The sequence below is a fragment of the Priestia sp. HNGD-A6 genome (genome assembly GCF_045784335.1).
GTDB classification, from domain to species: domain Bacteria; phylum Bacillota; class Bacilli; order Bacillales; family Bacillaceae_H; genus Priestia; species Priestia zanthoxyli.
The window spans coordinates 17,650-31,355 of record NZ_CP138622.1 but is presented as its reverse complement, the minus strand read 5'-3'; the positions used below and the strand labels follow the sequence as shown (position 1 = coordinate 31,355).

Sequence of the window (13,706 nt, the reverse complement as noted above, 5' to 3'; positions counted from 1 at the left end):
CCATGTACAAAGTTAGTTAACATAAAACGTATTCTGGGGATTTATTCAAAGTGTTCAGGAGACCAAACAGCTATATCATCTCCTGGAACGGCAACTAAAAGCCACTCATTGTCACTTCCTCCCCAATGATCACCTAGTTGCCAACATTCATAGTTCGTATCATGACCATTTACAAACAAAATGCTACCTGATTCAAATAAAATAATGAGATGGGGCGACCGATGACCTAAATGTACATCCACTATTTTTTGTCTTTTGACATCCCAAATATGCTTAAAGTGCTGCTCGTCGATATGTGTGGGGACTTCTCTCTCCGAAGATGGATAGACAAGTGGGACCTCATTATATACCGTCCACGCTGTTTCAATCGTTAAAATGAATGCATCATCTTCTTTTCGGTCATAGTGAGTAAAGATTAATGAAATGGAGGAAACCTCAGACGCGAACTTTATTCCATCCATTTGACTACCAACAAGTAAATGCTTTAACGCTTTCTCTGCGAATCTCCGATTCTCTATTTTCAAAGTCGTTTCTCCTTTAACGTTTTTTTGTGCTTATTATCTCATGTATGGGTCGTACATTTATAGTTACCACAGTGTACCTTAGAGGAACGGAAATGTTCACTATCTTAATAATTAGTAAGTTATTATATAAATAACGACCAATACCAACATAAAATAGGGAGTTTACATGTTATTAGATAAATTTAAAAAAGAACTAAACAATGGAGATTTAGAAAACGCATTAGACACTATTGAAAAAATAGGATTAATGCAGGATTATACAACAGTACCAGCTCTAATAAATTATTTAGTCAGTACCAACAATAATGTCCTAAGAGATGCTCTAGCAATAGCTCTAGCCGATATTGGAGATCATCAAGCTATTGAACCACTCATTGGATTATTGAAAAGTCCTAAGACACTTAAATCTAGAGGAACCTTATTGTATGCATTAGAATCATTTAATTGTTCTAACTATGCTGAACTAATAACTGAATTGTTATTTGAAGACAACTTTGAAGTAAGTAGACAAGCTTTTATACTGTTAGAAGCTCAGATGCTTCATATCTCAAATGGTGTAAAAACAAAATGTATAAAAAGAATAAAGCGAGAATTGAAAGAAACTCCTGATAAGGTTCAATTTTTAAAAGAATCTATGGATTTGTTTTTAGAGGATTAATTTGTATAATACATACAAGGGTAGTTAACATAAAAGGTGAGCTAAAAAGCTCACTTTTTCTTCTTAAAGAGTATTCTGCCAGCCTTCCTTGTTTGAAAACGTCTCATAACTACATCCACTTTCATATTCAAATTCTTTGCTCATTTTTAAATGATAAGCTTCCGATGAAAGAGACAGTAAAATTTCAAATTCAGTATCCTTGAGCATTTTTAAAGGATTAGATAAGACATCTTCAAAAACTTCCTTACCACGAGCCACTACTGCACATCGGGCATATAAGAAAAGGTCAGGTGAGAAATGTTGACCTTGTGGAGAAAAACAATATTCTCCGATTTCTCTTGCATGTTCTTCCGTATCTAATAAGAAAAGTTTGTAAGACAGAGTCTCCTCAAAATGTCTTATTTGCCATGCAGTCAAAGTAGAAAGTTCCTTAATAGCAGGCTCTATAATTTCTTCGTCGCTTTGTTTACTCCAATCCAATAAAGAAACAATTCCCCAAAAAACTTTCTCTTCTAACATCTTTTTTGGTTTTGATATATAGTTTTTTAGAGCGAGTGCTTCTTCTTCCTTCTGAATTTCGAGTGCAAATCCTTCAGGATCAGTTTGTCTACGCCACTCATAATAAACTGATAGAGCACAGTCTTTTGACCAATTTCCTCCGAATATATTAGACTCGATTCCCTGTTCCTCTTTAGTTAAGGGCGTATTTCCAATAAAGATTAACTCTTTAGGGATTCTTCCGTCTACCCATTCATATAATGGTTTCTTTGGTTCACCTATTATAAGTTCGGTGATCAAAACTTCATGAATTTTTTCAGATTCTATTGTTGGAACCTGTTCATCTATATAATTTGTAATACCAAGAAGATAAGAACAATCAATTATATCCATTACTTTAACTGCACCATACTTATTCATCGGCAATGGAGCAGCAAAAATATCGCCTACTTGCACTGACTTTTTTGAATTCACTATGTGTAATTCCTTTCAATCAAAAGTTTAGTTATAAGTAGTAAGACAGGAGAGTTGATGCAAAATCAACTGCTTTACTTGCTTTTTACTTTCTGAGCAATCATGTTTTCAATGCGTAATAGCAATCCAATTATTATTCCAGCAAATATAGTTAAAGTGATGTAAGGAGTCCACTCACCATTAAACACAGCCCCCATTACTACAAATATCACTAAACAAACTATTATACTTAGTAGAATGTACAATACATTCTTCATTAAACCACTCCTTTTTTATAGAATTTGTAGGGTACATAATAAAAAAGACCTTATTAGCACCAATAAGATCTTTTACCTTTATTGCTTATTACGCTCTGCAAAATATAGATAAACAATACCAATGATTAAAGATATGATACTTAAAATATTTAACGTTGTGCCTATTTCATGCAATTGATCTTTAAACGTGCCTGAACTCCAAGATGCTTCACTAGAAGAATAAATTGCTGCACTAATAAACTTTGTACATATAAATAAGGTTGCCAAGAAGATGAATAAGCAACCTGCGGCCATTTTATTCAAATAAACACTCCCAATAAGTTACTTTATTATTATATTTTACCACAATTTTGCTTTTTAAAGTTAACATAAAACGTATTCCTAGAAGTGAAAAGAGGAGCTGAAACGCCTCTTTATTTTTGTAAATCTTGATTAAAAGTCTCTGCAACTAAAGTAAATTCTACATCATCTTTATGAATAAAAAATGAAGTACATCCATCAATATCTGTGATCCTGTTTGATTGAGCACATATAACGTCTACCTCAACCAGTTCAAAATTAACAGCATCAGTATTTTCAGTATCCAAACCAGTTGTTAAATAATGAACACTATCTCCAAAAGACTTGAAAACAAGCCTTTTTCCTTTTAGTTCCCCATTGTTAACCTCAAAATAATCGTTATTCAGTATGCCTTTAAAAGCTGCCATTTTGGGAAAGCATTCAATATGATGGATACCTTCATAACATCTTAAGCTGAACATATAAGCGTGTGTTTCATTCGGCTCAATCTCAATGCCATATTTATAAGTAAATGTCTTATAAACCATCTCGTAAAACAATGGAATGACAATATCGTCCCAAGCATCATAAGCATGAGCATGTATCGGAATTAGGTGAGGGTATAAGCTCTTAATTGCTTGTTGGAAATTCAGCAAAATGTCTGTGTCAGTAAGCTCACTCAGAGCATCATCCACTTCATGATTCATAATCTTAGATAATCTATTATCAATCATTAAGCCATTCCTCCTCATAATAAAAGTGTTACTTTTCAAGTATACCTTGTTTAGGATTAACAACTGTATAACATATACAACCATAGGGAACAGAATAATTGGGAGGGATGTGTATTGACAAAAAAACATTACTTAAAGCAGTAGCTGTTGGAATTTACGTTTACATTTTAACATTGGTACTTGAACTCATTATTAGTTAGCATAATCACAATTTTAAGTACTTACTAAAGGAACCAACTAAGAGATGTTTCTTTATCACATATTACAGCTTCAAGATTAACTAATCTAATCGTGTTCTCAATATTTGTGTCTTTGGCCATAATCAATGTTGTAAACGAATCATAGAGGCTCATAAATGCAAAATCCATATTTTCATCTGTAATAATTAAATCGTTAGGAGATAAGTTACCTATTTCTAAAGGTGACTTATCCTGGGCTTTAAATGAACCATTCATGCCATAAATAGGTTCAGAGAAATAGAGAGTATTTGCGTTCTTTGAACAAAGAACTTTTAATAAACTATCTATTATAAATAATGAAGTGCAATCAGAATCTGGATAATATAAGTCAGGAGTAATTTCAAGATAGGAATTCAACAGAGTGGCCAAATCCTTCCTTTCATATTTATATCTGAGCGCACCAGTAGAAGTTTGCAATGCTAAGGATAATTCCTCGTAAGATTTTAAATTACTCTCGGCCATTACCTCTTTCCACAATATTGGTTCGCCAAGGTCAATCATTTCCTCATCACTAGGATATATATGCTGATAAGGGTTTTCCCTCTTTGATTTTTCCCAACCAAGTGACATTTGAACGAAAGGATGTAATAGAATAGCAGCAGACTTAAAGCCGCGAGGTAATTGAGGTAAAATAGGTAAATCCCAGTCTAACCGTATATAATCCAACAATACATTAACATCTCCCTTCAATGTAGATAGTTACGTATATTTTATATGTGCAGAATACCCACTTCTATTTCCTATAATGTTCCTGATTGGCCCTTGTTTTGATAGGGAAATAAAAGTTTTTTTCAAATGCTGTTTCTGATATTTGAATAAATTAAGGACCAACATTATTCATACATACTTGAGGCAAATAGTATGTCAGCAATAGTCTTCCAGGACGGTTGTTTTGGTATTGGTTGATTTGAATGTAGATAATATCCTTCCATATCATTGATCCAGGCCTCCATAGCCTTTAAAAAATCTTCCAGAGTTATGTTTTCCCAGTCACCCCTGTTACTTTGTAAATCTATTCGCAAGTGATTTATAAATGTAATTAAATCTTCTCGACTCTTTACGTTTTCTACTCTTTCATATAATTCCATCTTATAATCACCTTCTTATACTGTATTTTTCTAGAAAGGTTCTTTGTTATACACTTCAAGGCTTTTAAATTCTTTAAACTTATTTCTCAAATTAATAGATATTCTTTCATCCTTACTCAACAGTAATACTAATTCAGCATCCCATAAAACTAATTCTGTAGTTGCTTTAGGATGCTGGATTTTTGGTCTTTCAACCCAAAAATCCGGATTCCCATCAGCATAAGGTTCTTCCTTAAGCATATCTAAATCAATATGTTCGTTCTTATTGAAAGCAGAAAAAACTCCCCATGCAAAATAGATATCCTCTTTATTAGCTAGTTCTGTGAGCTTTTCACCTGTAATCCAATAGGTACTTCCCCTAGCCTCTTTAGGATAAGTTCTGTAATCTATAAAGTAATCAAGGTAAACGTCTGGCAAAGATCCATCTAGGTCTGTTAACAACCAATTATAGTTATTCTGAAGACTGTCAAAAGAACTTAGTATTTCTCTTAGCTCATAAAAGTCCTCTAAAATAGTATTCATTCATTTCTCCTCCTAACTTTTGAGGATTTGTTTAATTTTGCTTAACTACTTTATTCCGGTTTTTAGTTAAAACTATTTTTAAATGGAGTATAGATGCTAATAAACCACCACTAACAATAACCCAGCGCATAAACCCTTCAAACTGGGGATCAAAAATATTTACTAAAGCTATAATAAGTCCTACCAACATCCCAATATAATTTAAATGCAACTACATCACTCCTAACTGAAATCAACCTAATAATTACATTTTATCAAAATTTATACAACAAATCAGAATGGATGTTAGATAAAAATCTAGTTAACATACAAGCCCTTATTAGCACTTAAATGCGTATCTAATGTTAAGAGTAAAATCACCCTTTATGGTACTATATTTAGAAAGAATTAATTAAATGAGGTGTTTTAGTTATGGATGAAAAACAAATTCAATTATTTGAAGCGTTAAGAATGATAAAAGACCAATGGGTTGATGTATCATTAATAAAACTTGAATCTGGAATAGAGAAGCTAAATCTTCAAGAACAACAGAACGAAATAATTGAATCAGTTATATGTTCCATGATGGAAATGATAGATGGCTATAATAATAATTTAAACTTTTCCTTGGATTTAGTTGATAAGGATACAAAAGAATCCTTAAAGGGTAGAGTTGAACTCCATGATAAATTTATGGAGTACTTAGAAAAGATTGAGAACAAGAATTAACTTAGTACTGAAGATGTTCTTTTTAAAAAACACCCTTAATATAGGCTGTATACCATAGCTTCTAGTTAACACAAATGTATTATAGGAAATTTTTTAAGGAACCTATTCTAATTTCCCCGTCATGATAAATTTCTATTACGTATTTATTTTCTACATAAAGAAAGGTATCACTACTTACAGATACGACATCATCATATACGCTTAAGATGTTCTCAAATGTTGTCTTTAGTACAGGAAAATTGTCTGTACTCCAATATATCTCAAGATCATCGTCATTTATTAAGCTTTTTACATCTTCTAAATACGTGATTACACAGTATTTATCAAATTTATCCCAATCTATCCTTCTGTAACATGTGAATGGAACCTTTTTTTGAAACGAGCGATACCGTTCCTCACTTTTTTCAGGAGAATATATAGTAACGCCTCTACCTAAAACATTTACACATTCTAAAAAAAGAGGGTCTTTATCCTCTTTTTTTTCTAATTCTTTTCTTTTTGCCAATAGAAACTCTAATCTTTTTTGTCGGTCTTGTTTTTTCATCGTACAATACCTTTCCTTCATAGTTTTTTGTCTTATTTGAAGGTTTAGAAGTAGTTAGAGGCCCTAGTTATTATAATCAGGACCCTAAGAATAAGTAATTGAAATTATAGAGGCTTCCATTGCGAATCTCTTATATCAAATTTATTTGGGCTCCTTACAAACTTTAAGCTTTCCTCATCGCAGGCCCCGTACTTTACAAAATTTTGTTGAGCCTGTCTTAAGGATATAACATTTGCTCCACCTTCAAAGTCAGGATCTTGAAATTGCACACCATCGTCTTCCCAAAAGCATATCTCACAAATATCAAAACTATCTGGTGGCTCTTCATCCAGTGTCTTATATCCGCAGCAAGGGCAAGTATAAGTACTATTCATAAACTAACTAACCTCGTTTCATAATTCTGTATACGTAGTTTAATATATTAACGTTTATTAAAAACCTTTTTTACTTTCCTTTCATCTTATTATTGAATAATACTTAGTTCCTCTATTCCTGCCTTAATAAGTTTCTTTTGAAACGCTTCTATGTGTAATTCATTACATTGAAAAATGATATGAAAAGGAGTGGGGTGGGTAGGAAAAGAATCGTAATACCTACCACCTGTCCATTCTTGAACAGCATTCTTTAGAGTATTTATTAAATCTTTAAAATTCCTTTTTCTCCATTTGAAAATAAGTTGTGAATTCGTAATGGCTAAGATATAACTATCTGCAGGAAGCCATTCTAAGTCGTTTAAACATTCGTCAAAGGCAGCCCAATTTTCCCCAAAGTAATCTGGGAATTGAAGAACAGCAGCCCATTCATTCAATAGACCTGTAACACTCTTACATTTTTGCCCTCTAATAACTTTGAATTCTGTCTTATTTAATTCTTTAGCTTGAACCTGTAGATTATATAATAATGCTGTATCCCCTACAGCTATATGAAAATAAGGAGCCTCTAATTGGATAAAATCGCTTATAGTCATTGCACATAACACCTCTGTTCCAGCTTAATCTAAGCTATAAAAACTCTTTAAATTTAACCATATTTCATACCAAAACGTCTTAGAGCTCAAGGGTTGAATTAATTTTATTTCCTCTTCATCTTTTAACACATATACTGAATTATCTCTCACTGATAAAGTATGGCCAAATTTAAAAACAATTTCCAAGCAATATTTTTTGTAGTCGTTTTCCCTTTCACTTAAATATTGAGCTTTTTCAATTGAAAACCTTTTGTTAAGCATCTATATCTTTCCTTTTAAACTATTTTTTTATTATCTCATGCATATAATATAAAGAGATAGTCAACATATTTCCCGTTATGGAAATATAAAAAGGCTTTTAAGAGATTGAATCTTAAAAGCCTTATTTATAATTTATCACATCACATGGATACTTCTAATTTTAATAACCCATTCCCCATCTTTATCTTCATAAATATTACATTGAAGAGTTAAGTCACTACGTTCGTTATCGTAATACAAATCGAAGTCCACCATGTATAACAACTTAGGAAACCTTTTCTTCAAATTATTCTTTCCTAAACGAAAATGAGGGACAGTTTGTTTATAAATGTAGATAACATCATCTAATTGATAATAAGCTTCTTCTGGAGGGAGAGTCATAACCCCTGGATAGTAATCTAATTCCTCTCTCAAATCCATTGTTTCCGTATTATCTTCTAAAGGTAACGACGCTATATTATTTTGAACTAATTCTCCTACGACACCTTTGACTAATTCTATAATTTTTGTATTATTTTCCATTAGAACTTTATCCCCTTTTAGTACCTAATATGTACGTACATGATATACAAAGGTAGCTAACACATTCATATTCCTTGGTGGGATATAAAAACTAAGCTAAAAAGCTAACTTTGATTTCTTAAAAAGTATTTGACCAGCCTTCTTTGTTTGAAAACGTCTCATAACTACATCCACTTTTATACTCGAATTCTTTACCCTTTTTTACATAATAAGCTTCCGAAGAAAGGGACAGTAAGATTTCAAATTCAGTGTCCTTAAGCATTTTTGAAGGATTGGATAAGACATCTTCAAAAACTTCTTTACCACGAGCGACTACTGCACATCGTGCATACAAGAAGAGGTCAGGTGAGAAATGTTGATCTTGTTGAGAAAAACAATATTCTCCTATTTCTTTTGCATGCTCTTCTGTATCTAATAAGAAAAGCTTATAAGAGAGAGTTTCTTCAAAATGTCTTATTTTCCATGCAGTGAAAGTAGAAAGTTCTTTGATAGCAGCCTCTACAATCGCCTCTTCATCTTCCTTACTCCAGTCTAATAAAGAAATAATCTTCCAAAAACTTTTCTCATCCAACATTTTTTTGGGTTTTGATATAGAGTTTTTTAGAGCGAGTGCTTCTTCTTCTTCTTCTTCCTTCCGAATTTCAAGTGCAAATCCTTCAGGATCAGTTTGTCTACGCCACTCATAATAAACTGATAGAGCACAGTCTTTTGACCAATTTCCTCCGAATATATTAGACTCGATTCCCTGTTCCTCTTTAGTTAAGGGCGTATTTCCAATAAAGATTAACTCTTTAGGGATTCTTCCATCTACCCATTCATATAATGGTTTCTTTGGATCACCTATTATAAGTTCGGTAATCAAAACTTCATGAATTTTTTCAGATTCAATTGTAGGTATTTGTTTGTCTATATAGCTTGTAATTTCAATGAGATAAGAATTGTCAATTATCTCAATAATCTTAATAGCTCCATATTTATCTTCAGGTAAGGGGGTAGCAAAGATATCTCCTACTTGCACAGCTCTCTTTGAGTTCACTATATGTAATTCCTTTCAATTAAAAGTTTAGTTATAAGTAGAATAACAAGGAATGCTAAAAGTGTATATAATAGACAGAGCTAGTTACCCTAGTAATCCCTTATATAATAATATCCTAGAACTATATAGAAACCTTTTTATAGGAGGTATTAATATTGTTTGTACGTTTATATGTTACAGCAAAAAATAAAACTGAAGCTAAAATAAATTTAAAGATTTGTTTAGAAAAGATAAACCAAATAGTAGTTAAAGCTAACGTGGAAAAATTAGAGCGTTACTGGAAATTTGATGATATGTATGTTGTAGAACTAAATTTAATCGTGAAAAAAGATTTAAGTCTTAACGAACTAACTCAATTATTAGAGACGATCTCTGATAAATGGCAATACTATGGTGACCCAATCAATGAGTTTTTGGCTTCAAAAACGGCTGAAGGCTGTAACTATATATTAAAGGGCGTAGAAATGATGAACATTTATTTAGATGAATAAGATATAAAAAGTCAGTTAACATAATCACTCCTTATAGAAAGAAATGATTAAAGTTATCTGCTAAACTAAATGCTAAAGAGCATTTAGTATCATTCGAGGAGGACATCCGAATAGTGAAGAAAATTTCATATCCATTTTATCCAAAATCAAATAGATATCTCATGCCCGGTCAATTTTGGCCCATTCCTTTAAGTGACGGAAGATTTGCTTGTGGCAGAGTATTAGAAACTAGTCCTGAATATACAAAAAACTTTATCGCTGGTTTAATGGATTGGGTAGGAGATGAACCACCTACTAGTGAGGATTTGAAAGGACGAATCATACTTAAACAAGGTGATGGACATATTAAAATGATACAAGAAACAGCCTTAGATGGCATGATTTCTGGTTACAGAGATTTAGAATTAGACAATTTAGAGGTAGCTTATTTTAGATCACAGGAAGCCTTTGCAGATAATTGTATGTTGCAAAAAGGATACACAGAAATTCGACCTATAACAAGACAAGAACATCAACTGTATAGTACTTTTTCTACATGGGGTTACGGCGTCATCAAATTTAGAGCCGAAGATATGTTTGTTAAAAAATAAACACGAATATTATATATAAATCGAGTTACCGTAATCAAAATTATAGGAAATAATGAAATTTTTCTTATCTTAAAGTAATCTTATAATAAATATAAGAGTATTTAAGACAGATAGGGAGAGAATAACTTGCTGCATAGACTTAAGAAATTAAAAAACACAGAGATTTATAGTACTTATTGTGACTCTTTCGGAACTCCTTCTCGTATATACAAGTGTCAGTGGCAAGAATCCGTGCTTGAAGAGATAGAAAACTTTCAAGTATCCAATGATAAAGATAGTTTATTTATTATAGAATTTTCACCACAGAACGACAGACCTGTGTGGACATACATTACAATTGGCATGTCTAAACAGAAAATGCTCAATGGTCTGAGATCTGAATTAATTTGGCTTAATAAAAAATCAAATCAAGAAATTATAGAATTATTGGTTGGTCTCTCTAAATACCCTTTCTATAACCATACATCTTTGGATTACGGACAAACTATTTCTAACTCTGAAACACATTCATCTTTTAAAATGAATAGTCTTTTGATATGCCCTCCTATAATGGAGACAGAAAATACAGCCTATCTACTAGATATTTTTGATAAAAAACGTATTGAACTATTTTGGCTATTGCCTATTCATCAAGAAGAAAAGAACTTTATAAAAGACAAGCAAGACTTTACAAAACTATTGGACTTATGGATTGAAAAAGATATTGATCCAGCGATTTTATGTAATTCTGAACGTGAATCAACGTTGTAAGCACTAAACGTAATCTATGAATACTCCATACAAAATTAGTTAACATAACCGGTATTATAGGTAGTGAAAAATTAATGATAAATAAGGAGTAAGATACCTAAAAAGATTAGTCCTATTGGTAAAAGAACATTACCCATACCTAAAATTGTAGTAGTGAAATCTAAAAGAAAGAAAAATAGACCTTGCTTTTTATCCATCTTTTCGCTGTTCTCTTTATCATTTGTTAAAGAAATAAAAAAAATTATGATTACACTTCCTAAAATAATTAATGCTGCTGAAATAAGATATATCATCTGTCTTCCTTCATTCTATTAAATTAATTAAAAACCTTATTAATAATAACAAATATTAAACGATTAGAGTCTTTTTTATCTATAACACATACAATCTTAGTTACCATAAAACGGCTTATTAATACTAAGAACAACCTGACAATTAAAGTATACTTTAATTGTCAGGTTGTTCTTCAGGATTTATTTTATTAATGTCATATAAAAACAAAGTGAAATATATTCCGATATAAAGGATTAATAGAATAGCAGTCCTGTAACCATTGGTTATAAAATTTAAAAAATGAATCTTTCCTATAAGAATGTCTATCAACATAGGTATAAACATACATAACCATATAAAATTTCTATCTTTAACAATGTTGAAGATAACAATTATTGAACCTATAATTGTGCAAACTAAATAAATCAAGTATATCCCCCCAATATTATTAAATTTAACACATTTATCCAATAGATTGTTAATTAACGTAATGCACCTTATCGGAAGAAATGATTAAAATTATCTGCTAAACTCAATGCTAAAAAGCATTGAGTTTCATTCGAGGAGGACATATAAATAGTGAAGAAAATCTCATATCCATTTTATCCAAAATCAAATAGATATCTCATACCTGGTCAATTTTGGTCCATCCCTTTAAGTAACGGAAGATTTGCTTGTGGCAGAGTATTAGAAACTAGTCCTGAATATACAAAAAACTTTATCGCTGGTTTAATGGATTGGGTAGGAGATGAACCACCTACTAGTGAGGATTTGAAAGGACGAATCATACTTAAACAAGGTGATGGACATATTAAAATGATACAAGAAACAGCCTTAGATGGCATGATTTCTGGTTATAGGGATTTAGAATTAGACAATTTAGAGGTAGCTTATTTTAGATCGCAGGAAGCCTTTGCAGATAATTGTATGTTGCAAAAAGGATACACAGAAATTCGGCCTGTAACAAGACAAGAACATCAACTGTATAGTACTTTTTCTACATGGGGTTACGGCGTCATCAAATTTAGGGCCGAAGATATGTTTGTTAAAAAATAAACACGAATATTATATATAAATCAAGTTACCGTAATCAACATTCTAGGAACAAGGAAGAGAGGAATTGTAAATAACTCCTCTCTTTCCTTTCTTCATTTATTACCTATAAAGATTTGGATTTATTGCTCTTTTAATAGGTCCATTCTTTGCAAGATGCCATTCTATAACACGATCTGCCAAACGATCATACAAGTCATCTTCTAAATAAGGCTCATACTCAGAAGTAAGTAAAGTATTTACATCAGATTTGATTTCTAATAATGCATCTGGTTTAAATACCTCGTTGTCATTTAATATTTCTAAAATATATGAGGCCAACATTTCAAAGCCTTCATCCCAATTTGCATTACCATTACTTTGAGCTTCCCATCGTAGTTTTTCAATTGCTCTAATTAATTCACCCTCTACAATATCGGATTGCCCATTTTGAGGAACATGTTTAGTCCATATTTTTTTTGCTTGTTCAAAGTATTTCATAGTTATCTCCTAACTGTTTGTTAAAGAATTCTTCAATCATCTGATCCATCTCATCAGGAGTTCGTAGTTCGACAATATTATCATTTGCATCATACGTATAATGATTCTTAAATTGGAAGGGCATAGCATCATACTGTTTTTCTACTTGTTCTAACACTTGATGAAAGCAGTTATAACCATATTCCTTAATTAGGTAAGGTAATCCACTCGGTGAACGCAAATATTCATATTCCTTATAATTGTAAGGAGTATGTTCAGGTCTCTTTATCAAGATTTTCATGAAATGACTCATAATTTTACTTATTTCATGCTCTTCAACATATTTCACTAAGCCACGTACAGCTATCAATTTCATTTTTAAACTTCGCTCTTTCTTATAAGCCTTCCGAAAAAACTCGCTAAGTTGGGAGTTATAAATATCTCGTAATACCAAGAGTAATTTATGACGTAAAGAAATGTCCTTTACTTTAAAATATAAGTACCTCAAAGCTTCAAAATCCTCGACTTCTACTAATTTTGGCTCTAAATTAAAAATCGATTCTCTAAAATCCATATTACCTTCATAAAAAGAACCAGTTTCGTAAGCATTAGATAAAGCTTTATTTATCAATCTAAACCCTCCTAGAAAATCAAAGATATATATAATTAAACATATCTACGGTTAATTGTATATTATATACAAAGTTAGTTTACATAAACACTCTTTCCGGAAGACACGTAAAAAACGAGTCCTTGATACACAAGGGCTCGTTCGCTTC

Annotated in this window: 24 protein-coding genes; 6 read left to right on the top strand and 18 right to left on the bottom strand. The window is 31.7% G+C overall.

All coding sequences use genetic code 11. The features are described from left to right. Positions 1–41: 41 nt before the first annotated feature. Complete coding sequence (locus SCI76_RS26765) at positions 42–524, bottom strand: hypothetical protein (RefSeq protein WP_407545282.1); 483 nt, start codon at positions 522–524, stop codon at positions 42–44. 166 nt (positions 525–690) lie between these two features. On the opposite strand from SCI76_RS26765, the gene SCI76_RS26760 reads away from it, so the two are divergent. Continuing rightward, on the top strand, positions 691–1,182 hold the full coding sequence (locus SCI76_RS26760) for a HEAT repeat domain-containing protein (protein WP_407545281.1): 492 nt from the start codon (positions 691–693) through the stop codon (positions 1,180–1,182). A 63-nt stretch (positions 1,183–1,245) separates the two neighbouring features. Here SCI76_RS26760 and SCI76_RS26755 read toward each other — a convergent pair whose 3' ends face one another. The 8 genes from SCI76_RS26755 to SCI76_RS26720 all read right to left on the bottom strand — a co-directional run bounded on the left by SCI76_RS26755 (position 1,246) and on the right by SCI76_RS26720 (position 5,484). After that, complete coding sequence (locus tag SCI76_RS26755; protein ID WP_407545280.1) at positions 1,246–2,154, bottom strand: DUF4240 domain-containing protein; 909 nt, start codon at positions 2,152–2,154, stop codon at positions 1,246–1,248. Between the two features lie 74 nt (positions 2,155–2,228). Next, positions 2,229–2,411, bottom strand: a complete 183-nt coding sequence (locus SCI76_RS26750) for a hypothetical protein (protein WP_078082517.1) — start codon at positions 2,409–2,411, stop codon at positions 2,229–2,231. 78 nt (positions 2,412–2,489) lie between these two features. Continuing rightward, positions 2,490–2,714: a hypothetical protein gene (locus SCI76_RS26745; RefSeq protein WP_407545279.1), complete on the bottom strand. Its 225-nt coding sequence runs from the start codon at positions 2,712–2,714 to the stop codon at positions 2,490–2,492. 110 nt (positions 2,715–2,824) lie between these two features. Beyond that, the gene (locus SCI76_RS26740; RefSeq protein WP_407545278.1) at positions 2,825–3,424 is read right to left on the bottom strand and encodes a hypothetical protein; all 600 of its coding nucleotides are present in this window, start codon (positions 3,422–3,424) and stop codon (positions 2,825–2,827) included. A gap of 224 nt (positions 3,425–3,648) precedes the next feature. After that, positions 3,649–4,332 (bottom strand): DUF2711 family protein, encoded by a 684-nt coding sequence (locus tag SCI76_RS26735; RefSeq protein WP_407545277.1) that lies wholly within the window; start codon positions 4,330–4,332, stop codon positions 3,649–3,651. 164 nt (positions 4,333–4,496) lie between these two features. After that, positions 4,497–4,751 carry a hypothetical protein gene (locus SCI76_RS26730; RefSeq protein ID WP_407545276.1) on the bottom strand — a complete coding sequence of 85 codons (255 nt, stop codon included), beginning with the start codon at positions 4,749–4,751 and terminating at the stop codon, positions 4,497–4,499. A gap of 30 nt (positions 4,752–4,781) precedes the next feature. Beyond that, the gene (locus SCI76_RS26725; protein ID WP_272812599.1) at positions 4,782–5,273 is read right to left on the bottom strand and encodes a hypothetical protein; all 492 of its coding nucleotides are present in this window, start codon (positions 5,271–5,273) and stop codon (positions 4,782–4,784) included. Between the two features lie 31 nt (positions 5,274–5,304). Continuing rightward, the gene (locus tag SCI76_RS26720) at positions 5,305–5,484 is read right to left on the bottom strand and encodes a hypothetical protein (protein WP_407545275.1); all 180 of its coding nucleotides are present in this window, start codon (positions 5,482–5,484) and stop codon (positions 5,305–5,307) included. 200 nt (positions 5,485–5,684) lie between these two features. Between SCI76_RS26720 and SCI76_RS26715 the strand changes: the two genes are divergently transcribed. After that, on the top strand, positions 5,685–5,981 hold the full coding sequence (locus SCI76_RS26715) for a hypothetical protein (protein ID WP_048018827.1): 297 nt from the start codon (positions 5,685–5,687) through the stop codon (positions 5,979–5,981). 79 nt (positions 5,982–6,060) lie between these two features. On the opposite strand, the gene SCI76_RS26710 is transcribed toward SCI76_RS26715, so the two are convergent. The 6 genes from SCI76_RS26710 to SCI76_RS26685 form a co-directional block, all read right to left on the bottom strand. Continuing rightward, positions 6,061–6,525, bottom strand: coding sequence for a hypothetical protein (locus SCI76_RS26710; protein ID WP_407545274.1), 465 nt, complete (start codon positions 6,523–6,525; stop codon positions 6,061–6,063). A gap of 104 nt (positions 6,526–6,629) precedes the next feature. Beyond that, the gene (locus SCI76_RS26705; protein ID WP_407545273.1) at positions 6,630–6,899 is read right to left on the bottom strand and encodes a CPCC family cysteine-rich protein; all 270 of its coding nucleotides are present in this window, start codon (positions 6,897–6,899) and stop codon (positions 6,630–6,632) included. 89 nt (positions 6,900–6,988) lie between these two features. Then, positions 6,989–7,492 (bottom strand): barstar family protein, encoded by a 504-nt coding sequence (locus SCI76_RS26700; RefSeq protein WP_407545272.1) that lies wholly within the window; start codon positions 7,490–7,492, stop codon positions 6,989–6,991. A 24-nt stretch (positions 7,493–7,516) separates the two neighbouring features. Continuing rightward, entirely contained in the window at positions 7,517–7,753 is a 237-nt protein-coding gene (locus SCI76_RS26695) for a hypothetical protein (RefSeq protein WP_048018824.1), read from the bottom strand. A 135-nt stretch (positions 7,754–7,888) separates the two neighbouring features. Then, a complete protein-coding gene (locus tag SCI76_RS26690) occupies positions 7,889–8,275 on the bottom strand; it encodes a hypothetical protein (protein WP_407545271.1) in 387 nt (128 codons plus the stop codon). Positions 8,276–8,393: 118 nt separating this feature from the next. Then, positions 8,394–9,311 carry a DUF4240 domain-containing protein gene (locus SCI76_RS26685; protein WP_407545270.1) on the bottom strand — a complete coding sequence of 306 codons (918 nt, stop codon included), beginning with the start codon at positions 9,309–9,311 and terminating at the stop codon, positions 8,394–8,396. A 155-nt stretch (positions 9,312–9,466) separates the two neighbouring features. Between SCI76_RS26685 and SCI76_RS26680 the strand changes: the two genes are divergently transcribed. The 3 genes from SCI76_RS26680 to SCI76_RS26670 all read left to right on the top strand — a co-directional run bounded on the left by SCI76_RS26680 (position 9,467) and on the right by SCI76_RS26670 (position 11,142). Further along, complete coding sequence (locus tag SCI76_RS26680; RefSeq protein WP_407545269.1) at positions 9,467–9,802, top strand: hypothetical protein; 336 nt, start codon at positions 9,467–9,469, stop codon at positions 9,800–9,802. Between the two features lie 110 nt (positions 9,803–9,912). After that, positions 9,913–10,392: a hypothetical protein gene (locus SCI76_RS26675; RefSeq protein ID WP_407545319.1), complete on the top strand. Its 480-nt coding sequence runs from the start codon at positions 9,913–9,915 to the stop codon at positions 10,390–10,392. 126 nt (positions 10,393–10,518) lie between these two features. After that, positions 10,519–11,142, top strand: a complete 624-nt coding sequence (locus SCI76_RS26670) for a suppressor of fused domain protein (protein WP_407545268.1) — start codon at positions 10,519–10,521, stop codon at positions 11,140–11,142. A gap of 71 nt (positions 11,143–11,213) precedes the next feature. On the opposite strand, the gene SCI76_RS26665 is transcribed toward SCI76_RS26670, so the two are convergent. Beyond that, entirely contained in the window at positions 11,214–11,435 is a 222-nt protein-coding gene (locus SCI76_RS26665; RefSeq protein WP_048018852.1) for a hypothetical protein, read from the bottom strand. 556 nt (positions 11,436–11,991) lie between these two features. On the opposite strand from SCI76_RS26665, the gene SCI76_RS26660 reads away from it, so the two are divergent. Further along, complete coding sequence (locus SCI76_RS26660; protein ID WP_407545318.1) at positions 11,992–12,471, top strand: Imm26 family immunity protein; 480 nt, start codon at positions 11,992–11,994, stop codon at positions 12,469–12,471. A gap of 99 nt (positions 12,472–12,570) precedes the next feature. On the opposite strand, the gene SCI76_RS26655 is transcribed toward SCI76_RS26660, so the two are convergent. Then, positions 12,571–12,948, bottom strand: coding sequence for a hypothetical protein (locus tag SCI76_RS26655; protein ID WP_048018855.1), 378 nt, complete (start codon positions 12,946–12,948; stop codon positions 12,571–12,573). Continuing rightward, complete coding sequence (locus tag SCI76_RS26650) at positions 12,935–13,558, bottom strand: hypothetical protein (protein WP_226556483.1); 624 nt, start codon at positions 13,556–13,558, stop codon at positions 12,935–12,937. Before SCI76_RS26650 ends, SCI76_RS26655 begins: the two co-directional genes overlap by 14 nt. Between the last annotated feature and the right edge of the window lie 148 nt (positions 13,559–13,706).

Coding starts and splice junctions, on each gene's coding strand:
- SCI76_RS26760 (WP_407545281.1), top strand. CDS start 691: ATGTTATTAGATAAATTTAAAAAAGAACTAAACAATGGAGATTTAGAA.
- SCI76_RS26665 (WP_048018852.1), bottom strand. CDS start 11,435: ATGATATATCTTATTTCAGCAGCATTAATTATTTTAGGAAGTGTAATC.
- SCI76_RS26730 (WP_407545276.1), bottom strand. CDS start 4,751: ATGGAATTATATGAAAGAGTAGAAAACGTAAAGAGTCGAGAAGATTTA.
- SCI76_RS26740 (WP_407545278.1), bottom strand. CDS start 3,424: ATGATTGATAATAGATTATCTAAGATTATGAATCATGAAGTGGATGAT.
- SCI76_RS26695 (WP_048018824.1), bottom strand. CDS start 7,753: ATGCTTAACAAAAGGTTTTCAATTGAAAAAGCTCAATATTTAAGTGAA.
- SCI76_RS26705 (WP_407545273.1), bottom strand. CDS start 6,899: ATGAATAGTACTTATACTTGCCCTTGCTGCGGATATAAGACACTGGAT.
- SCI76_RS26655 (WP_048018855.1), bottom strand. CDS start 12,948: ATGAAATACTTTGAACAAGCAAAAAAAATATGGACTAAACATGTTCCT.
- SCI76_RS26710 (WP_407545274.1), bottom strand. CDS start 6,525: ATGAAAAAACAAGACCGACAAAAAAGATTAGAGTTTCTATTGGCAAAA.
- SCI76_RS26700 (WP_407545272.1), bottom strand. CDS start 7,492: ATGACTATAAGCGATTTTATCCAATTAGAGGCTCCTTATTTTCATATA.
- SCI76_RS26715 (WP_048018827.1), top strand. CDS start 5,685: ATGGATGAAAAACAAATTCAATTATTTGAAGCGTTAAGAATGATAAAA.
- SCI76_RS26725 (WP_272812599.1), bottom strand. CDS start 5,273: ATGAATACTATTTTAGAGGACTTTTATGAGCTAAGAGAAATACTAAGT.
- SCI76_RS26690 (WP_407545271.1), bottom strand. CDS start 8,275: ATGGAAAATAATACAAAAATTATAGAATTAGTCAAAGGTGTCGTAGGA.
- SCI76_RS26750 (WP_078082517.1), bottom strand. CDS start 2,411: ATGAAGAATGTATTGTACATTCTACTAAGTATAATAGTTTGTTTAGTG.